At 71.1% G+C, this 19,351-nt stretch carries 17 protein-coding genes and 1 tRNA gene; 9 read left to right on the plus strand and 9 right to left on the minus strand.

The window, feature by feature from the left end:
- Window positions 1-14: 14 nt before the first annotated feature.
- The 8 genes from ACFFGH_RS31855 to ACFFGH_RS31890 form a co-directional block, all read right to left on the minus strand.
- Window positions 15-566, minus strand: coding sequence for a DUF1990 domain-containing protein (locus ACFFGH_RS31855; RefSeq protein WP_386676487.1), 552 nt, complete (start codon window positions 564-566; stop codon window positions 15-17).
- On the minus strand, window positions 563-1,306 hold the full coding sequence (locus ACFFGH_RS31860) for an arginase family protein (RefSeq protein WP_386676489.1): 744 nt from the start codon (window positions 1,304-1,306) through the stop codon (window positions 563-565). The genes ACFFGH_RS31855 and ACFFGH_RS31860 overlap by 4 nt, the downstream gene beginning before the upstream one ends.
- Window positions 1,307-1,375: 69 nt before the next feature.
- On the minus strand, window positions 1,376-2,470 hold the full coding sequence (locus tag ACFFGH_RS31865) for a heparan-alpha-glucosaminide N-acetyltransferase domain-containing protein (RefSeq protein WP_386676491.1): 1,095 nt from the start codon (window positions 2,468-2,470) through the stop codon (window positions 1,376-1,378).
- The gene (locus ACFFGH_RS31870; RefSeq protein ID WP_386676493.1) at window positions 2,467-3,204 is read right to left on the minus strand and encodes a PspA/IM30 family protein; all 738 of its coding nucleotides are present in this window, start codon (window positions 3,202-3,204) and stop codon (window positions 2,467-2,469) included. Before ACFFGH_RS31870 ends, ACFFGH_RS31865 begins: the two co-directional genes overlap by 4 nt.
- Before the next feature lie 65 nt (window positions 3,205-3,269).
- Complete coding sequence (locus ACFFGH_RS31875; protein ID WP_386676495.1) at window positions 3,270-5,309, minus strand: TPM domain-containing protein; 2,040 nt, start codon at window positions 5,307-5,309, stop codon at window positions 3,270-3,272.
- Window positions 5,310-5,403: 94 nt separating this feature from the next.
- Window positions 5,404-6,207: a hypothetical protein gene (locus ACFFGH_RS31880; protein WP_386676496.1), complete on the minus strand. Its 804-nt coding sequence runs from the start codon at window positions 6,205-6,207 to the stop codon at window positions 5,404-5,406.
- Window positions 6,197-6,808: a sigma-70 family RNA polymerase sigma factor gene (locus ACFFGH_RS31885; protein ID WP_386676498.1), complete on the minus strand. Its 612-nt coding sequence runs from the start codon at window positions 6,806-6,808 to the stop codon at window positions 6,197-6,199. The genes ACFFGH_RS31880 and ACFFGH_RS31885 overlap by 11 nt, the downstream gene beginning before the upstream one ends.
- Window positions 6,809-7,181: 373 nt before the next feature.
- A tRNA-Arg gene (locus tag ACFFGH_RS31890) sits at window positions 7,182-7,254 on the minus strand.
- Between the two features lie 94 nt (window positions 7,255-7,348).
- Between ACFFGH_RS31890 and ACFFGH_RS31895 the strand changes: the two genes are divergently transcribed.
- Window positions 7,349-8,143, plus strand: coding sequence for a transglutaminase-like domain-containing protein (locus ACFFGH_RS31895; RefSeq protein WP_386676500.1), 795 nt, complete (start codon window positions 7,349-7,351; stop codon window positions 8,141-8,143).
- A gap of 81 nt (window positions 8,144-8,224) precedes the next feature.
- On the opposite strand, the gene ACFFGH_RS31900 is transcribed toward ACFFGH_RS31895, so the two are convergent.
- The gene (locus tag ACFFGH_RS31900) at window positions 8,225-8,830 is read right to left on the minus strand and encodes a hypothetical protein (protein ID WP_386676502.1); all 606 of its coding nucleotides are present in this window, start codon (window positions 8,828-8,830) and stop codon (window positions 8,225-8,227) included.
- 205 nt (window positions 8,831-9,035) lie between these two features.
- Between ACFFGH_RS31900 and argS the strand changes: the two genes are divergently transcribed.
- From argS to thrB, 8 genes are all read left to right on the plus strand, one after another.
- Window positions 9,036-10,691 (plus strand): arginine--tRNA ligase, encoded by a 1,656-nt coding sequence (gene argS / locus ACFFGH_RS31905; RefSeq protein WP_386676503.1) that lies wholly within the window; start codon window positions 9,036-9,038, stop codon window positions 10,689-10,691.
- Between the two features lie 159 nt (window positions 10,692-10,850).
- On the plus strand, window positions 10,851-12,023 hold the full coding sequence (locus ACFFGH_RS31910; RefSeq protein WP_386676505.1) for a LysM peptidoglycan-binding domain-containing protein: 1,173 nt from the start codon (window positions 10,851-10,853) through the stop codon (window positions 12,021-12,023).
- A 57-nt stretch (window positions 12,024-12,080) separates the two neighbouring features.
- Window positions 12,081-12,872 carry an LmeA family phospholipid-binding protein gene (locus tag ACFFGH_RS31915; protein ID WP_386676507.1) on the plus strand — a complete coding sequence of 264 codons (792 nt, stop codon included), beginning with the start codon at window positions 12,081-12,083 and terminating at the stop codon, window positions 12,870-12,872.
- 210 nt (window positions 12,873-13,082) lie between these two features.
- A complete protein-coding gene (locus tag ACFFGH_RS31920; protein WP_386676509.1) occupies window positions 13,083-14,243 on the plus strand; it encodes a papain-like cysteine protease family protein in 1,161 nt (386 codons plus the stop codon).
- A 209-nt stretch (window positions 14,244-14,452) separates the two neighbouring features.
- Complete coding sequence (locus ACFFGH_RS31925; RefSeq protein ID WP_386676511.1) at window positions 14,453-15,979, plus strand: diaminopimelate decarboxylase family protein; 1,527 nt, start codon at window positions 14,453-14,455, stop codon at window positions 15,977-15,979.
- Window positions 15,976-17,292 carry a homoserine dehydrogenase gene (locus ACFFGH_RS31930; RefSeq protein ID WP_386676513.1) on the plus strand — a complete coding sequence of 439 codons (1,317 nt, stop codon included), beginning with the start codon at window positions 15,976-15,978 and terminating at the stop codon, window positions 17,290-17,292. The genes ACFFGH_RS31925 and ACFFGH_RS31930 overlap by 4 nt, the downstream gene beginning before the upstream one ends.
- 3 nt (window positions 17,293-17,295) lie before the next feature.
- Window positions 17,296-18,372, plus strand: a complete 1,077-nt coding sequence (gene thrC / locus ACFFGH_RS31935; RefSeq protein ID WP_386676515.1) for a threonine synthase — start codon at window positions 17,296-17,298, stop codon at window positions 18,370-18,372.
- Window positions 18,369-19,328: a homoserine kinase gene (thrB, locus tag ACFFGH_RS31940; protein WP_386676517.1), complete on the plus strand. Its 960-nt coding sequence runs from the start codon at window positions 18,369-18,371 to the stop codon at window positions 19,326-19,328. Before thrC ends, thrB begins: the two co-directional genes overlap by 4 nt.
- The last annotated feature ends 23 nt before the right edge of the window (window positions 19,329-19,351 follow it).

Here is a 19,351-nt window from a genome sequence, read left to right on the forward strand (position 1 = left end):
TCGTATGGCCCGGATCAGGGACGGAGGGCGCGCACGTACCGGGCCCGATACCTGCGCTGGGCGATCAAGGCCAGCGGGAAGGCGATCCGCCAGACGCCGCGCCCCGGGCGGGTGAGGGAGCGCAGCGTGAGCCGCACTTCGCCGCCGGGTCCGCGGGAGAGTATGAACGCCTCCTCGCCCGAGACGGGATGGCCGTCGAGGGTGCCGTAGGCGAATCCGCGGCGATCCGGGGTGTCCACCACGGCGACCACCCGCACGGGCTCCGGCACCCGGAACGGTCCGAGGAGGGCGATCAGCCGGTAGTCGGCGCCGGCGCGAACCCGGCCGGCCGGGATGTTCCCCTCGCCGGCCGGCTCCACACGGAAGCCGCTGCCGGTCTTCACGCCCCACATCAGCAGCGCGGCCGACGCCGATTCCCACACCGCCGCACCGCTGCCGAGGGGAACCGTCCGCTCGAACGCGCGGTACGCGTCGCCCGAGGGTGCCACCCAACGCGCCGACTCCGGGGACGTGGCGCCCGGATCGGGGTAGGTGAGATTCGGGCCGGTTCCGGAGGTGCGCGTCACCCTGACGCGCGGGTGAGCGCCGACAGGATGCGGAGGATCGTCGGCAGGTCGTCCGCCGCCCGCTCGACCGACTCCGGCGCGAACTCGGTGAGTCCGGCCCCCGCGATCGGCCAGCGCTCGCGGATGGCGCCGATCATCGACACGAGGGCGGCCGGGTCGAGGCCGAACGGCTCCGGGTAGCCGAGCGCCGCGCAGAAGGCCGGGTCGAGCACGTCCACGTCGATGTGCACGTAGACGCGCTCTCCGCCGCTCGCCTCGATGGCCTTGACCAGCTCGGCCGGCTCGGTGAGCCGGTCGCAGGGGATGTGCACGATGCCGGCCGACTCGACGTACGCGGCCTCGGCGTCGTCGAATGCCCTCGCTCCGGCGAGCACCACCCGTCCGGGGTCGAAGCCCTCATCGAGGATGGTGCGCAGCACCATGCCGTGGAAGGCGGCCGACGGCGACGTCGCAGGAGAGTTCAGGTCCGGGTGCGCGTCGAACCAGACGAGCGTGACGTCGGATCCCGCGAACGCGCTGATCGGCGCCCATTCGACGCCGCAGTCGCCCCCGATAGTGAGCACCGGCCCGCCGGCCGCGGCGATCTCCTGCGACAGCCGCTGCCGCACCAGCTGCAGCGAGCTCAGCCGGGAGATCCCGGAGTCGAGCTCGTCGCCGGCCTCGAGCGGAACGTCGATCAGCCGGGTGGCCGAGGAGGGCAGGTCGCCACGGATCGCTTCGGCCCCGTCGAGCAAGCGCATCGCCCGCGAAGATCCTGAGCCCTGCCACTGCGGTGCCACAACGAAGGTCCACGCCATTGGCTCAGTCTGTCAAAGAACGCGCTGTTCGGAAGAGGCAGCTCGATCCGGGGGTCGCTTCGACGGCGGCCAGCCCGATGCGGTGCGCATCAGCCGCTCCAGCGGCCCGGCGCCGAGGAACCGCCGCCAGACCACTGCGAACAGGATGGCGGCGCTGGCCATCGCCAGGAACAGCGGCACGGGGTAGTCGATGCTGGACGGCTGCGGCTGGACCTGGATGTACCAGGCGAGCACGAGGAGCTGCACGGTGTAGATGGTGAGCGGCATCGACCCGACGGCGGCGATGGGGGAGAGGAGCGTCCGAAGCGCGCTCCCCGCGGCACGCGTTGCGGGTCCGGTCACCAGCAGCAGCAGTCCGATCAGCGCCACGGCGAAGCCCCCGGATCCGAGCACCTCCGCCGTCGTATCACTGTGCGCCTCCGCGGTGACGCCCGGCAGCACTGCCGCCGCGCCGTACCCGGCCAGCATGCCGACGGCACCTCCGCCGATCATCGCGAGCTGGGTGCGCCGCCGGGGCACGCCCGAGCGGGCACAGATCAGGCCCACGGCGAGGTAGGCGAGCCAGGTGAAGGCGGGGTAGTAGCCGTCGAACAGCCGGTCGACGGCGTACGCGGCGAGGTCCCCGTCGACCGGCACCTGGTCGAATGCGGCGTCGATCAGCGGTCCGACGAAGGCGGCCACAGCGGCGATGGCCGCGAGCACCAGCCGAGGAGCGAAGAGCGCCGGAAGCAGCAGCAGGAACGCGATCCCGTAGTAGTCCAGGATCACGGCGATGTCGGTCCGCGGCAGCCACAGCAGCGAGCCGAGGAAGAAGAGCAGCAGCCCCCGCACGCCGATGCCTGCGTACGCGGCGCCACGGCCCGCCTCCAGCGGCCTGCTGCCGCCCGTCATCAGGCCGATCGAGAGGCCGGCGAGGGTGGCGAAGAGGATGGACGACCGGCCATCGACGATGGTGTCCTCGTCCAGCGAGCGGGTGAGCGTGTGCGCGGCGAACATTCCGAGGACGGCCAGTCCTCTGGCGATGTCGATCGCGGCGATCCGCCCGGAGCGGGGGAGGGCGGGGGCAGGCGCGGTGGCACCCGCCCCCGAGGTGGTCGACCCGGTCACTCCCCGCTCGTGACGGCCTTCTGGCCGCCTGACTTGAGCTCCGCGAGGCGTGCCTCGATCTCCGCCTGCTCGCCGAGATCCTCGAGGCTCTCGAACTGGGCGTCGAGGCTGGAGGCGGCGAGCTCCTGCTGACCCATCACCTGGGCCTCCTGGCGACGGATGCGCTCCTCGAACCGGCCGATCTCGCTGGTCGGGTCGAGCACGTCGATCGTCTTGACGGCTTCGATCACCTTGGACTGCGCCTCCGCGGTCTTCGCGCGTGCGATCAGCTCGTTCCGCTTGCTCGTCAGCTGCGTCAGCTTGCCGCGCATGCCCTCGAGGCCCTGCTTGAGCTTGTCGACCACCTGGGTCTGGGACGCGATCATCGGCTCCGCCGCCCTTGCCTCCCGCTCGGCGGACAGCTGACGGCCGATCGCGACCTTCGCGAGATTGTCGAACTTCTGCGCGTCACCGGTGTTGCCGCCGGCGCGCAGCTCGTCCGCCTTCGCGCTCGCGGCGAGTGCCTTGCGGCCCCAGTCCGCTGCCGCGTCGATGTCCTCCTTGTAGTCCTGCTCCAGCATCCGCAGGTTGCCGATGGTCTGCGCGACGGCGCTCTCGGCCTCGGCGATGCTGTTGGTGTAGTCGCGCACCATCTGGTCGAGCATGAGCCGCGGGTCCTCCGCCTGGTCGATGAGCGCGTTGATGTTCGCCCGTGCCAGGGTTGCGATGCGGCCGAGGATCGATTGCTTCACCATGTGGGTTGCCTTCCTTCGTTGTTGTGGATGATCGTTGTTGCGTCTGGGAGTGGATGCTGCCGCGGTCAGAACCTGCCGCCGCGGCTGCGTCGCCCGCCGCCGCCGAAGCCGCCGCCCCGGGAGCTGCGCATTCCGCCTCCGCGGGAGATGCCGCCGAACCCGCCGCCGCCGCCGAAGCCGCCGCCGAAGCCGCCGCCGAGCCCCCCGGGGCTGCGGCGCCGCGGCGAGGACCAGGTGCCGCCGCCGCCCAGAATGCCGCCCGATGACCGTGACCCGCCGGCCAGGTAGCCGAAGAGCCCGCCGAGGATCGCCCCCTCGATGCCTGCGCCGGAGTTCTGCCGGTACCCGAACGGCGAGCCGGTGGAGAACGCGGCGGTGTCGGATTGGGCGTAGGCGAGCGCCTGCCCGGCGAGCTGATTGGCGTAGTCGGCTTCCCGGAGCGCGCCGACCGGGTCGAGGGGTCCCTGGGAGACGGCGTTGAAGAGGTGCCGTTCCGCCTCGGCGAGGCGGGTGCGGGCGGTGTCCGAGATCGCGCCGCGGCGGGTCGTCACGTACGCGGAGGCCGCGTCGATCTGCGCCCGGGCGGCCGCGATCGAGCGGTCGAGGGACGCAGCCGCCCGCTGCACCCGCTGCACCTCGGTTCGTGCGGTGGTGACCGAGCCGTCGAGCTCGCTCCGGACGCGCTCGATCTCCACCAGCCGGGCGAGCGGATCGGCGGGTCCGCCGCCCTCCGCCGCGAGCGCCGACTCTGCGTTCGCGAGCGAGGCGTCGAGCGTCGGCGACGATGGCATCGCCCGCGCCTCCGCGAGGTCTTCCCGCAAGTCAGCGACGGCCGCCGCGAGTCGCTGCTCCGCCGAGGCGAGCTCAGTCGCATGTGCCTCGATCGCGTCCAGCAGCTGCACCGCTTGCGAGGTCTCCGCCTGCGCCGCCCGCACCGCGACGGCGGCCGCACCGGCGGCGCCCGCCGACAACTTGTCGCGCGCCTCGCCGAGCGCAGTGGCCGCGAGACCGAGCAGCTTCTCCGCCTGCGTCGCGTTGTCGGAGATCGGGGCGACCGCCTCCGGAGCGTAGCGGCCGCGGAGGCTCTCCATCCGCGCTGTGGCCTCCGGAAGCCGCAACTGGGCGGCCGCATGGGCCGCGGCAACCTGCTCGAGCACGGCCGGCGCGTTCTGCTCCAGCGCGCGCAGCTCGTCGAAGGCGTCCGCTTGTGCGTCGAGCTCCGAATCGGCCTCCGTGCACAGCTCGATGATCCGGTTCGTCCAGGAGGTCTTCTCCTCCTCGGACTCCGGGAACGCGTCGTCGAGGCGCTGCCGGATCTCGAACGCCTCGCGGAGCTTCCCCTTGGCGCTCGTCAGGGCTCCGGCGAAGCCGGTGGTGGCGGACTCACCGAACTGCGCCGTCGCGAATCCGAGCTCCTGCTCGCTGGTCCGGACCGCGTCGTCGAGCTGGACGAGGAGCATCGACGCGCGGCGGTCGAGTGACTCCGCCTTGCCCCGCGCCTCGGCGGTGCGGCGGCGGGCGCGGACGATGAGGAAGACGACCAGCGCCCCGGCCGCGAGGAGCAGCAGCACCAGGAAGATCGGGAAGATCGGCACACCGCCCGCACCGGTGGCCTCGGCGGAGTAGCGGTCGGCTGCGGCGATCACGGCGCCGGCCCAGTCGTTCTGGCGGAGTGCGGGGATGAGCGCCTCGGTTTCCACCTCCGCCAGCTGATCGTCGGAGAGCTCGAAGTCCTGCGGGGCCGACACCGCGTAGTTGCGGTCCTCGGTGGCGACGGCCAGCAGCAGGTCGCTCTCACCGAGGCTGTTGCGCTCGGCGGTCGCGTCGGCCCAGCCTGCCGCGTCGGCCGGGCCGGTGAACGAGTCCACGAACACCACGAAGAGCTGGATGCCGGCCTCGTCGTACAGGTCGTCGATCGCCTGCCGCACCTCGTCGGTGCGGTCGCCGAGTGCGCCGACGGTGTCGAGCACATACGCCCCTTCGAGCGACACCGGGTCCTCCGCGGACGCGGGGACGGGCGCCGCGAAGAGCAGCGACGGAATCAGCAGGGCGCCGAGCCCAACACCGGCGAGCCGGGAGGTCCGACCGGACGACCGCACACGCATCCCTGCACTCTCCTCGCCGGCGCGTCCGGGCGGAGGCGCGTGGCTGGATTCTAGCCACGGCGGCTTACCGATCGGCCAACGGGGTGTGGACGGCTCAGCGCAGGGTGATCGGCTCCGTGCCGCTCACCACCTGGAGCACGACGCCATCCTCGCGCTCGATATCGAACGCGACGGAGACGTCGTACTGCCCGGGATCGACCAGCGGAAGGTCAGGTGGGAAGTCCGACCGGCCCTCATCCTCCGGAGAGCAGACGCGCGGCTCGAACGATGCGTCGAGCGTCGTGGTCTCACCCGGCTCGAGATCGACCGGGAGGGTCCGGTCCAGCTGCGGGGTGTGCCAGAGGACCACGTCATCCTGCGACAGCGTCGTCGCGGCGATGTCGCTCATCACACCACGCAGCGCCTCGCCGGTGTCGTTGGTGATCTCCACCGTTCCGCGAACCGTGCCGGAGGCATCCGCGGCTGGCGGGAAGTCCACCTCGACGCTCACCCCGGTCAGTCCGTCCTCCGCCGGGACGCCCAGCATGCCGCCGCAGAGGTTGATCTTGTAGGCGGGCGCCAGGTCGATGGCTCCGCCGGCCGCGCCGTCGCCGGACTGGCCCCCGGAATCCTCCTCCTCCGGGCTCGGCTCGCTCAGCGTGCCCGCACCCTCGTCGGTCGACTCAGCGCCCCCGCCTGCGGAGCTCAGCTCCGCCGGCGGGTTCAGCAGGCGCACCCCCGTCACGGTGCCGACCCCGAGGCCGACCACTGCGAGCGTGAGCGCACCGCCGGCGGCCAGCTGGCGTGGCAGCCGCCGCGACCGGCTCCGCCGCACCAGCCGGGCGGCGTCGAGTCCCGGCTCCGGCGCCCCCGACGCCTCCCGCTCCAGCATTCGGCGCAGCTCCGACTCATCGGCCATGGGGTGCTCCTTGCGTGTGGTTGCCGCGCTCGTCGCGCAGCGAGATGGCGAGCTTCGCGAGGGCGTCGCTGAGGTAGCGCTTCACCGCGCCGGAGCTGATGCCCAGGGACTCCGCGATGTCGTCGACCTTCAGGTCCTCGTAGTAGCGCAGCACGACGCAGGCCCGCTCGCGCGGGGACAGCTTCTTCAGCTGCGCGGCCAGGTCGAGACGGCTGTCCGTCTCCGCGGCGCTCGACTCCAGGAACTCCGGGGTCGCCTCCAGATGCTCGATGCGGCGCCAGCGCGACGTGCGCCTGCCCCGGTCGAGATACGTGGTGAGGATGCTCCGCCGCACGTACGCCTCACCGCTGGTCAGCCCGAACCCGTTGCGCACACGCCCGAACGTCTTGACGAGCGCATCCTGCACCAGATCGACCGCGTCCTCGCGATTGCCGCAGAGCAGGTACGCGTATCGGGTGAGCGCGGGGCCGCGCTCCTCGACCAGCCGGGAGAGCACATCCTCCCAGCGGCCGGTGTCGTGGCCGGCGTCCGCCATGGTGTGCCTCCTCGCGATCGCCCCCATTCTGGTGGACGGTCGGGAGCCGGTCAGCGATGTGGTCACGGCGAGCCTCCTCACTGACTACGACGCGTGAAGAAGGGATTTCGTTGTGCCCCCGCGCCTCACCGCACGGACGTCACGCCGCGACGTTCCAGCAGACGGTCACGCTTTCGGGGACGCGCGGCGCGCCGTCACCGGCGGCGGGGACCCCGCGTGACGAGGGCAATGCAAATGAGAGAAGCCCCGCAAAGACCGCGGGGCTTCTCTCATTTGTGCCCTCGCGCCCCACCGCACGGACGTCACGCCGCGACGTTCCCGGAGACGGTCACGCTTTCGGGGATGCGCGGCGCGCCGTCACCGGCGGCGGGGACCCCGCGTGACGAGGGCAATGCAAATGAGAGAAGCCCCGCAAAGACCGCGGGGCTCCTCTCATTTGTGCCCTCGACACGATTCGAACGTGCGACTTCTTCCTCCGGAGGGAAGCGCTCTATCCACTGAGCTACGAGGGCCGGCCCGAACAGACTACCGCACGCCGATCCGGAGTTTCCGTCGCCGCAACCGGAGGGACGCGCGGCCGCAACGTCGGGATGTGATGATGAGCGGATGCGCAGAACCGTCAACGCCCGGATCGAAGTCGACCTCCACGACAGCACCGATCTCGCGTTCGCGATCGCGGCGGCGGCCGGAACGCCGTTCGCGGAGGAGTCGATCCGGTTCGAGCTCGACGGCGCCGCGATCGAGCCGCTGGAGCTCGTCGAGGCTCCCGGATCCCGGCTGCACGCGTTCGCGACGGGCCCCGGGGTGCTGGTGGCGGAGTATGAGGCGGTCGCGGACGGTGCGGCGCCGGTCCCGGAGGTGTCGCCGCTCGACCGCATCGTGTACGCGCGACCGAGCCGGTACTGCCAGTCCGACGCCCTCGCCCCGGTGGCCCGGGAGCTGTTCGCCTCGCTGCGCGGACACGAGCTGCTGCTCGCCGCCCGCAACTGGGTGAACGGGCGCACCGCCTACGTGTCCGGATCGAGCAGCCCGACGGACGGCGCCCTCGACACGTTCCTCGCGCGGCAGGGCGTCTGCCGCGACTACGCGCACCTGCTCATCGCGGTGCTCCGCGCGCTCGATGTCCCGGCGCGGCTGGTGTCGGTGTTCGCGCCGGGTCTGTCACCGATGGACTTCCACGCGGTGGTCGAGGCGCTCGTCGACGACGAGTGGTTCGTGCTCGACGCGACCGGGCTGGCCCCGCGGCGTTCCATGCTGCGCATCGCCACCGGGCGTGACGCCGCGGACACCGCCTTCCTCACCAACACGCTCGCGGACCTCGACTTCCGTTCGCTGTCCGTGCTTGCGATCGTGGACGAGCTGCCGGCGGAAGATCCGGCCGAGCCGGTGCAGCTGCGCTGACCTGAGTTCCACCCTCGAGTCGCGGACCTCGGATGCGACTCGACGGCGTTTCGCGTCAGTTCTCCGCGGTTCGGCGAAGAACTAGCCGACCGCGGCGATGGCGGCCGCGAGGATGTCTGCCGCGTCACCCGGCTCGAGATACGTCGGCGAGGTGGAGACGACCCAGTGGCTGCCGGAGAAGGTCTGCGCCTCGCCCGTGCCGGCGCGCACCGTGAAGTAGCCCTCGTCGCCCCCATAGGTCGGCACCATGTTGCTCGCCTCGAACGCGTCGTTCTGCACCAGGACGAGCGTCTCGGCGGGGAGCTCGGCGGCGGCGACCGTGAGGATCTCCCCGCTCGACAGGTGCTGCCAGGAGCAGATTGTGCCCTGCTCCGTCTGGACGCGTTCGGCAAGCGACCCGGGCTCGACGACGGGTTCCGGAAGCAGCGCGAAGTTGGGGTTGAAGGCGTAGATGGTCTCCGGCGAGACCAGCGTGTCGCAGGCGATCTCGAAGGGGATCGGCGGGGGAGCGGTCGGGCCCGCCGGCGTTGGAGTGGTCGTCGGCTCCGGGGTGGGCTCCGCGACCGCGGTCGTGGGCGGGGCCGACGGCTCCGCCGATGGGGCTTGCGGCGAGCACCCGGTGATGAGCAGGATGAGCGCCGCCGCGGCGGCTCCGACGGACGTGATACGGACGGCGGAGGCGAGCATGCGAACCATGTTGGCAGACGCGGGAGACCCTTCCGGACAGGTCTGGCAACGAATGCGTTTCGATCGCCGACGAATGCCGGAGGCGGCGCGCGGTGGCCGCCCAGCAGGCTCCCGTGCGCTCCCCGGGACGCCACGCCGGAGGAGTGGTCGCGGCGTCCGCCGCCCCGTCCGGTGCCGGGGCGCGCCCGCAGTAGGATCGGATCCCGTGGATCCCGCCTCGCTCGCCGCTTCCCTCCTGCCCGCCGTCTCCGACGTCGTGGCGCGACGCGGCGGCACCATGGGAGTCGACACCGTGCCGATCGAGCGCCCGCGGAACCGCGCTCACGGCGACTGGGCAACGAACGTCGCAATGCGCCTGGCGAAGCCGCTCGGCATCCCGCCGCGCGAACTGGCGGAGGAGCTCGCCAGCGCCTTCCGGGCACTCCCCGGCGTGGCGTCCGTCGACGTCGCCGGTCCCGGCTTCATCAATCTCACACTCGACGCCGCCGCCGCGGGCGAGATCGCACGCACCATCGTCGAGCAGGCGGACGCGTACGGCTCCAACGACACCCTGGCCGGTCAGACCATCAACCTGGAGTTCGTCTCGGCGAACCCGGTCGGACCGCTGCACATCGGCCACACGCGGTGGGCAGCGCTCGGCGACTCGCTCGCGCGGGTGCTGAAGGCATCGGGGTCGGAGCTCGCCAGCGAGTTCTACATCAACGACGCCGGAAACCAGATGGACAGCTTCGGCGCCTCCATCCTGGCCGCCGCCAAGGGCGAGCCCACCCCCGAGAACGGATATCCGGGTCAGTACATCGCCGATCTCGCGGCGCAGGTGAAGGAGCTCCGGCCGGAGCTGCTCGAGCTGGATCGCGCTGAGGCACTCGCCATCTGCCGTGAGCTCGGCTACGAGCTGCAGCTGAACGAGATCAGGCAGTCGCTGCTCCGCTTCAACGTGCACTTCGACGTGTGGTTCTCCGAGCGTCAGCTGCACCTTCCCGACCCGGCCACCGGCGTGAGCCCCATCGACTCGGCCGTCGAGCGCCTCCGGGAGCAGGGTCACGTCTATGACGAGGACGACGCCGTCTGGGTGCGCACCACCGACTTCGGGGACGACAAGGACCGCGTCATTCGCCGCGGCAACGGCGTCTACACCTACTTCGCCGCGGACGCCGCCTACTACCTGTCGAAGAGCGACCGCGGATTCGCGCACAAGATCTATCTCCTGGGTGCGGACCACCATGGCTACGTGCACCGGCTGAAGGCCCTGGCCGGCGCCGCGGGCGACGACCCGGATCGTGACATCGAGGTGCTCATCGGCCAGCTGGTGAGCATCAACGGGGCGAGGCTGTCCAAGCGCGCGGGCAACATCATCGAGCTGAACGACCTCCAGGCGTGGCTCGGCACCGATGCGCTGCGGTACTCGCTCGCGCGCTCTCCGGCGGACTCCCCCTTGACGCTCGACCCCGAGCTGCTGCAGAAGCGCACCAACGACAACCCGGTGTTCTACGTGCAGTACGCACACGCCCGCACCCGTTCCGTCGCCCGGAACGCGGCGGACTCCGGCGTCCACCGTTCGGCGTTCGACGCCGCTCTCCTCGCCCATGAGACGGAGGGCGAGCTGCTCGGTGCGCTCGCCGAGTTTCCGCGCATCGTCGCCCAGGCGGCGGCCCTCCGGGAGCCGCACCGCATCGCGCGCTACGCCGAGGAGCTGGCGGGCTCGTACCACCGCTGGTACGACAACTGCCGCGTCACGCCGCTCGGCGACGACCCGGTCACCGACCTGCACCGCACCCGGCTGTGGCTGAACGACGCCACCGGCCAGGTGATCCGGAACGCGCTGACGCTGCTCGGGGTCGGTGCCCCAGACCGGATGTAGGCCAGACCGGATGTCGACGGCGCTGCTCACGCCCGGCCGCGGGCGTCGATGCGCGTGCGAAATAACCTTTAGGTAGAAGTTCAGACTTGAGGTCTACCGTACGCGTACCGCTTTCCTCGGGGCGAGGAGCCGAAGCGGGCCGTCGGGAGGCACACTGTCGTGTTCACGAATCTCAGCTTCGGACGCAGCGCGGTCGCCGTGCGTCGTCTCAGCCCGCCGCGGGTTCCCGGCGGAGCGACGGTCGGCAGGCGCCTGTCGCTGATCGCCGCCACGGCCGTCTCAGCCGCTGCGCTCGTCCTCGGCGCCAGTGCACCGGCGACGGCCGCCCCTGACCCTGGCGCCACGCACATCGTCGAGAGCGGCGACACGCTGAGCGAGATCGCCCAGTGGCACGGCGTTGCGCTGGGCACCGTGTTCGCCCTGAACGGGCTCGGGCCGAGCTCGGTCATCCATCCCGGTGACGTCATCCGGCTCACGAGCGACACCGCTGAAGTCTCCGCCCCGCCTGCGGACGCGCCCTCGGCCGCCCGGACCCACACCGTCCGCTCCGGAGACACGCTGGGGCGGATCGCGGCGCAGTACGGGGTCTCGCTCGACAGCGTCTTCGAGCTGAACGGACTCAGCCGGAGCTCGATCATCTACCCGGGCGACATCATCCGGCTCACGCCCGGCGAACCCGCCGGATCCGGCGGCCAGGAGGAACCTGCGCGCACCGGGTACAGCATCACGCTCGGACCGAACGCCACGAGCCGCGTCGTGCTGACCTACGACGACTGCCCGCGCTCCCTCGAGGCCTTCTCCGACGTCGTGTCGTGGGCCGGGAGCAACGACATCGGCCTGGTGATCGCACCGACCGGGGACTGCATCGGCGGCTTCCAGGCCCGGCACGGGGTCGATCTGCCGGCGCTCGCCAGGGCCAACGGCCAGTACGTGATCAACCACAGCGTCAGCCACCGGGATCTCACCACGCTGAGCTGCGCCGACGCCGCCGCAGAGCTCGGCGCACCCGGCGTCGTGACCAACTTCGGCCGCCCGCCGTACGGAGCGCTGAACTCAGCCGCGCACTGCGGATACGCGCAGGTGGGCATGAGCCCGTGGCTGTGGAGCGTCGACACCAAGGACTGGACGGGCAAGACTCAGGCGGACGTGGTCGCCTCGGTCGTGGGGCAGGCGCAGCCGGGCGGCACCGTGCTGATGCACCTGCAATGGAACGGGTTCAGCCCGTCGGCGATCGGCCAGATGCGGGAGGGGCTGGCGGCGCGCGGACTCGAGCTCTGCCGCGCATACCCGGGCACGAGCCCCGTGCACTTGCCGTCCAGCCTCCCGTGCTGACGTCCTCGCCGACGAGAGGGACAGCGACCGGTCAGGGCCGCATGAGAGCATCCTCATGTGACTGCCGTCCTCCCGCCCGCGCGCATCAGGCGCCGCAGGCGGAAGGCCCCGTGGGTTCTCGGCGGGCTCATTCTTCTGGTGCTGCTGCTCGTCGCGGCGTACGTCGTCGCGGAGATCCTGATCCGGGACTACGCCACTGAACGCGTGAAGACGGAGGTCGCGGAGGGGCTCGCCCTCGAGTCGGAGGACGACGTCGGTGTGCAGTTCACCGGGTCCCTCGTGCTGCAGGCGCTGATGGGCCGGCTCGACCAGGCCGATGTCACGGTCGACGAGGCCACGTTCGGTCCGCTCACCGGCGATCTTGAGATCCGGGCGCACGGGGTGCCGGTCGACAGCTCGCAGCCGGTCGACCGGCTCGATGTGCGACTCATGGTGTCGGAGGATGACGTGCAGCAGCTGGCGGAGTACATCACGGCCGTTCGGGTCGCCGACATCACGCTGGACGAGCCCGAGATCGTGGCTGAGACGGAGTTCTCCATTCTCGCGGCCACGGTTCCGGTCCGGCTGGGCCTCGAACCATCCGCGGAGAGCGGCAGGCTCGCGTTCACACCGTCCAGCGTCGAGCTCGCCGGCCGCCGGCTCACCGCCGACGAGCTGCGTGAGAGCGAGTTCGGCGTCATCGCCGGCCCGCTGCTCGAGCAGCGGCAGGTCTGCGTGGAGGAGTACCTGCCGAAGGCGTTCGCGCTCCTGGATGTCCGGGTCGTCGGCGACGAGCTGGTCGCGACGCTGACCGGCGCCGATGTGCGGCTGACGGCCGCGGAGCTGCAGGACTTCGGCACCTGCTCGTAGCCGACGAGCGCGGAGTGCTGCCGCCACCGGTTCTGGACTGCGGTGATTCACCGGGACCTAGGGCCCTGGCTCGCCGCAGAGCGGACGGATAGCCTCCGGAGCGTTCCTCAGATGGCGGAGTGCGCCGGACGCTCCGGCCGGGGCCGATGAGCAGCCCGGAGCGGATGGGTCGCCGCCTCTGATGGTCGACCAGCAAAGAGGGGACGGATCATGCCGGTGCAGGAGTTCGTGGCCGCGACGTCGCGCCCATTCGCCTCGCGGCTCGTGGAGCTGGAGCTCGCGGGCTTTCTCTTCCAGTCGAAACAGCTGGCCTTCACCATGCAGGCGCAGACCCAGTCGAACTGGTGCTGGGCCGCAACGTCGACCAGCGTTTCGCGCTACTACTCATTCCGGAGTCGCTGGAATCAGTGCAGGGTCGCAAACGACGAACTCGGCCTGACCGGCTGCTGCGCCGACCCCGTTCCTGGAGCCTGCAACGTGCCGTGGTACCTGGACCGTGCGTTGATCCGGACCAGCAACTTCGTCAGCATCACCGGTCCCGCGACCTTCGCCGCGGTGCGCGACGAGATCGACGCCGGCCGGCCGGTTGGTGCGAGGGTCGGCTGGAGCGGCGGCGGCGGGCATTTCATGTGCATCTACGGGTACAGCCGGGTGCTCGGGGAGGAGTTCTTCGACATCGACGACCCCATCTACGGCAAGTCCCACCTCGCGCTCACAGATTTCGCGAGCAACTATCAGGGCAGTGGCACCTGGACTCACACCTACTTCACGAGGAGGGGCTTCACATTGCCGATCATCCCGATCCTGGTCGAGGATCCACTGCTGAGGCGGATCTGGGACGCGCGCCCGCTGCTCGCGCTGAAACAGAACATCAGCCCCGACGCCGCCCGTGCCTCCGCCGCCGAGACGCGGGGCGACCTGGGACTCGCGCAGCGGGTGTTCGTCGTCGGCCTCGACGCGATCGCGGGCGACGGCGAGGTGACCGGGCGGCCGGCAGGCCTACGCGTCTACGAGACCGTCGACGGGACGCCCCGCGCGTTCTTCGACGTGGACGACGACCGGGAAGCGCATGTGCGGCAGATGTCGGCCTCGGACGCATTCCTGCTTCCGTTCGGCCGGGCGCTGGAGGGTGCGGTGCAGTTCGCCGAGCGTTCCGAGCGGGAGTGCGAGCTGCGGCTGTACCGCGTTCCCGCGTTGAACTTCGAGGCACTCTGGCTCAGCTACGAGGGCGGCGATGGGGACCACCTGCTGCCGCTCACCGGGTTCGGGCCGCTGCCGGCCGGTGAGCCTGTGCCGTTCGGGGCGGCCGTGGATGCCCTGCGCGAGGCCGCCCGGCCGCTGCTCGGCATGGATGACACGATGGGCGCCTGAGCGGCCGGCACGCCCGAAGTGCCGGATCGGCTGGCCGTGCGGGTCCGGAACCCCAGCAGCTCCTGCCGGCCGCCGCGCTCCTCGCGGTCGGCGGTGTGGGCATCGACCGTCTGCCTGCGTGTTCGCGCGCTTGTACTATTGGCGTGGCTTCAGGGACCAATCCGGGTTCGCTCGCCTCACTCTTGCTCGCAGCTCTCCGTGAGGTGTTCATGTCCGCCAGCCCGCTCGCGCCGTCGTGGCTTCGCCGACCGGCCGACGCCAACGCGCTCGCCGCGACCGTGTGGCCACCGAGTGCCCGGCGCGGCGAGTCGGGTGAGCTCACCATCGCCGGCGTGACGGCAGCGGAGCTGCGCGAGGGCTTCGGGACCCCCCTGTACGTGCTCGACGAGGACGATGTGCGTCGCCGTGCCCGCGACATCCGCACCGCCTTCGAGCGGGAGTTCGCCCGGATCGGCTCCGGCGTGACCGTCTATTACGCGGGCAAGGCCTTCCTCTCCACCGAGGTCGCCCGCTGGGTCGCGGACGAGGGATGCTCGATCGATGTGGCGAGCGGCGGTGAGCTCGCGGTCGCCCTCGCCGCGGGCGTTCCCGCCGAGCGGCTGGGCCTGCACGGCAACAACAAGAGCGACCGTGAGCTCGACCGGGCGGCCGAGGCGGGCCTCGGCACGGTGGTGATCGACAGCGAGCCGGAGATCGCGCGGGTGGCGGCCGCAGCGGAGCGGCACGGGCGGACCCAGCGGGTCCGGCTGCGGATCAACAGCGGCGTGCACGCACACACCCACGAGTACCTGGCGACCGCGCGGGAGGATCAGAAGTTCGGGATCCCGCTCGCCGAAGCGGCGCGGATCGTGGCGCTCATCCGCGAACAGCCCGCGTTGGCGTTCGTGGGACTGCACTCGCACATCGGCTCGCAGATCTTCGAGTCCGACGGCTTCGGAGAGGCGGCGCGACGTCTGCTGGCGGTCCACGCCGAGCTGCTCGCCGGCGGCGACGTGGCGGAGCTCAACCTGGGCGGCGGATTCGGCATCGCCTATACCGAGAACGATCGACTGCTGACGTTCGACGTGATCGCGGCCCGCTTCGCGGACATCGTCGCGGGGGAGTGCCGGACGCTCGGGATCCCGGTGCCGCGGCTCGCCATCGAGCCGGGGCGGGCGATCGTCGGCCCCGCCGGCGTGACCCTCTATGAGGTGGGCACGATCAAGCCCGTCGAGGTGACCCTGGAGGATGCCGACGCGGAAGGGTCGCACACTTCGGTCGCTGAGCTCGTCGAAGCGACCGCCACCGGGGTCCACGACCCTCTTCGGCGGGGCTCAGGACGCGCGACAGGCTCAGGGACCGGGGCCACCGCCACGCGCCTGTACGTCTCGGTCGACGGCGGGATGAGCGACAACATCCGTCCCGCGCTCTACGGGGCGGACTACTCGGCGCGCCTGGCGAACCGTGTCTCGGACGCCGACCCCGCTCTGGCGCGTGTGGTCGGCAAGCACTGTGAGAGCGGCGATGTCGTGGTGCATGACGTGTACCTGCCGAGCGATGTGCGCAGCGGCGACCTGCTCGCCGTGCCGGCGACCGGCGCGTACTGCTGGTCGCTGTCGAACAACTACAACTACCTCGCGCGGCCGCCTGTGGTCGCCGTGCGGGACGGCGCCGCGCGGGTGATCGTGCGGGGCGAGACGGAGGAGGACCTCTTGCGAAGAGATGCGGGCATCGAAATCAGGGGAGTGGCCGAGTGATCGAGTACCGCAACCTGCGCGTGGCGCTCCTCGGCGCCGGCTCCGTCGGCTCGCAGGTGGCGTCGCTGCTGCTCGAGCACAGGGATGAGCTGGCCAATCGGGTCGGCGCCGGGCTCGATCTGGTCGGGGTCGCCGTCCGCGACATGGATGCCGCCCGCGACGCCGACATCCCGAAGGAGCTGCTGACCACCGACGCGGAGTCGCTGATCCTCGGCTCCGATATCGTCGTGGAACTGATCGGGGGGCTGGAGCCGGCCCGCACGCACATCCTGAACGCCATCAACTCCGGCGCCGACGTCATCACCGCCAACAAGGCGCTGCTCGCCACGCACGGCCCCGAGCTCTTCGAGGCCGCCGGGCAGGTCGGCGCGCAGCTCTACTACGAGGCGGCGGTCGGCGGCGCGATCCCGATCATCCGGCCGCTCCGCGACAGCCTTGCCGGCGACCGGGTGCAGCGCATCCTCGGCATCGTGAACGGCACCACGAACTTCATCCTCGACCTGATGGACCGCGAGGGCGAGAGCCTGGAGCAGGCGCTGAAGACGGCGCAGGACCTCGGGTACGCGGAGGCCGACCCGACCGCGGACGTCGAGGGCTACGACGCCGCGCAGAAGGCCGCCATCCTCGCAAGCCTCGCCTTCCACTCCACGGTGCCGCTCGAGAGCGTCTATCGCGAGGGGATCACCGGGATCACGCATGAGCAGGTGGTGAAGGCGCGTCGCGCCGGCTTCGTGATCAAGCTGCTGGCGATCTGTGAGCGGCTGACCGGGCCGGAGGGACAGGACGGCGTCAGCGTGCGGGTGCACCCCGCGCTGATCCCGGACGCCCACCCGCTCGCGGCGGTGCACGGGGCCAACAACGCGGTGTTCCTCGAGGCGGAGGCGGCCGGGAACCTGATGTTCTACGGCGCGGGTGCAGGCGGCATAGAGACGGCTTCCGCGGTGCTCGGCGACGTGGTCTCCGCCGCCCGCAGGCATGTCGCAGGCGGACCGGGTGTCGCCGAGTCGGCGCACGCCAACCTGCCGGTGCTGCCGATCGATGCGGTGACCACCAGGTACCAGATCACCCTCGCCGTGCTGGACCGCCCCGGGGTGCTCGCGACCATCGCCACCGAGTTCAGCGAGCACGGTGTCTCGGTGGAGGCGGTGGAGCAGCACGCGGCCGAGGTGCGGCCCGGTGCCGCGTCGACCGCTACCCTGGTGATCGGCACCCACGAGGCGACCGAGTCGTCCCTCGCCGCCACGGTGGCTGCGCTCAAAGCGAGCGACGTCGTGTCGAGCGTCGAGTCGGTGTTGCGAGTAGAAGGACTCTGACGCATGGCTTCCCAGTGGCGCGGCGTGATCCGCGAATACGCCGACCGGCTCGATGTGAGCGACGCGACCCCCGTGGTCACCCTCGGTGAGGGTGGCACGCCGCTCCTGCCCGCACCCGCGCTGTCCGCGCGAACCGGTGCCAAGGTGTGGGTGAAGTACGAGGGCATGAATCCCACCGGCTCCTTCAAGGACCGCGGCATGACGATGGCCATCTCGAAGGCCGTCGAGCACGGTGCGAAGGCGGTCATCTGCGCCTCGACCGGCAACACCTCCGCGTCCGCCGCCGCGTACGCCACGCACGCCGGGATCACTGCCGCGGTGCTGGTGCCAGAGGGCAAGATCGCGCTCGGCAAGCTGAGCCAGGCGATCGCCCACAACGCCGAGCTGCTGCAGGTGCAGGGCAACTTCGACGACTGCCTCGACATCGCCCGCGATCTCGCCGACAAGTACCCGGTGCACCTGGTGAACTCGGTGAACCCGGACCGCATCGAGGGGCAGAAGACGGCGGCGTTCGAGGTGATCGAGGTGCTCGGGGACGCGCCCGACTTCCACTTCATCCCGGTCGGCAACGCCGGCAACTACACGGCCTACACCCGCGGCTACCGCGAGGACCTGGAGCGGGGCACCAGCACGAAGCTGCCCCGGATGTTCGGATTCCAGGCCGCCGGCAGCGCGCCGATCGTGCTCGGGCACCCGGTTCCGCATCCGGAGACCGTGGCGAGTGCAATCCGCATCGGCAACCCCGCGTCGTGGAAGCTCGCCCTCGAGGCCCGGGACTTCAGTGACGGGTACTTCGGCGCGATCGAGGACGACGCGATCCTCGAGGCCCACCGCATCCTCTCCCGCGAGGTCGGCATCTTCGTGGAACCCGCCTCCGCGATCAGCGTCGCCGGCCTGCTCGAGCGCAGCGCCGCCGGAGTGGTGCCCGCCGGCGCCACGGTCGTGCTCACGGTGACCGGGCACGGACTCAAGGACCCGCAGTGGGCGCTTCGGACGGCGGACGGGTCGGACGTCACCCCGACCGTCGTGCCCGTGGACACGGACGAGGTGGCCGGCGTGCTGGGGCTGAGCCGCTCGTGACCGCGGCGACGGGAGTCCCCGCCACGCTCGATGGGCGTGCGGTGCACGTGAAGGTCCCCGCGACCTCGGCCAACCTCGGCCCCGGCTTCGACACGCTCGGGCTCGCCCTGTCCGTCTACGACGAGCTCGAGGTGCGAGTGCGCCAAGAGCCCGGAGCCAGTGTGGAGGTCCACGGGATCGGCGCCGGGGATGTGCCCACCGATGAGTCCAACCTGGTGGTGCGCGCCATCGCGCACGCGTTCTCCCGCGTCGGTCAGCCGATGCCAGGGCTCGACCTCGTCGCGCACAACGTCATCCCGCACGGCAGAGGGATGGGGAGCTCCGGCGCCGCGATCGTCGCGGGCATCATGGCGGCCAAGGGTCTGCTGGAGGGCATCGTCGAGTTCGACGCTGATGCGCTGCTCCGGCTGGCCACCGAGCTCGAGGGGCACCCCGACAACGTCGCACCCGCGATCTTCGGCGGGCTCACCATCGCCTGGGTCACCCCGGAGGGACCAGCGCACAAGAAGCTGAATGTGCACCGCGGCGTCTCGCCGGCCGTGTTCGTGCCGGAGCACACGATGTCGACGCAGCTCGCGCGAAGCCTGCAGCCGACCTCCGTGCCGCACGAGGACGCCATCTTCAACGTCTCCCGGTCCGCGCTGCTGATCGCGGCGCTGATCCAGAGTCCCGAGCTGCTGCACGCCGCGACCGAGGACCGGCTGCACCAGAGCTACCGGGCGAGCGCCATGCCCGAGACCGACCGCCTGATCCGCGTGCTTCGGGATTGTGGCCTCGCCGCCGTGGTGTCCGGCGCGGGTCCCTCGGTGCTGGTGCTCGGCAGCGATCCCGCGCAGCGGCTGCTCGCCGCGGACCTGGTCGCCAGGCACGCGGAAACGCCGTGGCAGGCGCTTCTCCTGGCCGTGGACTTCAAAGGTGCTACAGTGGTTCCGCACCCGGCAGACGCGCTCGTCTAAGCGCGAACCCGGTTTTCCGCTAA

The organism is Lysobacter korlensis, assembly GCF_042434515.1.

Excerpts from the sequence above, each read along its gene's own strand:
- ACFFGH_RS31860 (WP_386676489.1), bottom strand. The coding sequence starts at position 1,306 with ATGCGCTTGCTCGACGGGGCCGAAGCGATCCGTGGCGACCTGCCCTCC.
- ACFFGH_RS31870 (WP_386676493.1), bottom strand. The coding sequence starts at position 3,204 with ATGGTGAAGCAATCGATCCTCGGCCGCATCGCAACCCTGGCACGGGCG.
- ACFFGH_RS31875 (WP_386676495.1), bottom strand. The coding sequence starts at position 5,309 with ATGCGTGTGCGGTCGTCCGGTCGGACCTCCCGGCTCGCCGGTGTTGGG.
- ACFFGH_RS31880 (WP_386676496.1), bottom strand. The coding sequence starts at position 6,207 with ATGGCCGATGAGTCGGAGCTGCGCCGAATGCTGGAGCGGGAGGCGTCG.
- ACFFGH_RS31895 (WP_386676500.1), top strand. The coding sequence starts at position 7,349 with ATGCGCAGAACCGTCAACGCCCGGATCGAAGTCGACCTCCACGACAGC.
- ACFFGH_RS31900 (WP_386676502.1), bottom strand. The coding sequence starts at position 8,830 with ATGCTCGCCTCCGCCGTCCGTATCACGTCCGTCGGAGCCGCCGCGGCG.
- ACFFGH_RS31920 (WP_386676509.1), top strand. The coding sequence starts at position 13,083 with ATGCCGGTGCAGGAGTTCGTGGCCGCGACGTCGCGCCCATTCGCCTCG.
- ACFFGH_RS31925 (WP_386676511.1), top strand. The coding sequence starts at position 14,453 with ATGTCCGCCAGCCCGCTCGCGCCGTCGTGGCTTCGCCGACCGGCCGAC.
- thrC (WP_386676515.1), top strand. The coding sequence starts at position 17,296 with ATGGCTTCCCAGTGGCGCGGCGTGATCCGCGAATACGCCGACCGGCTC.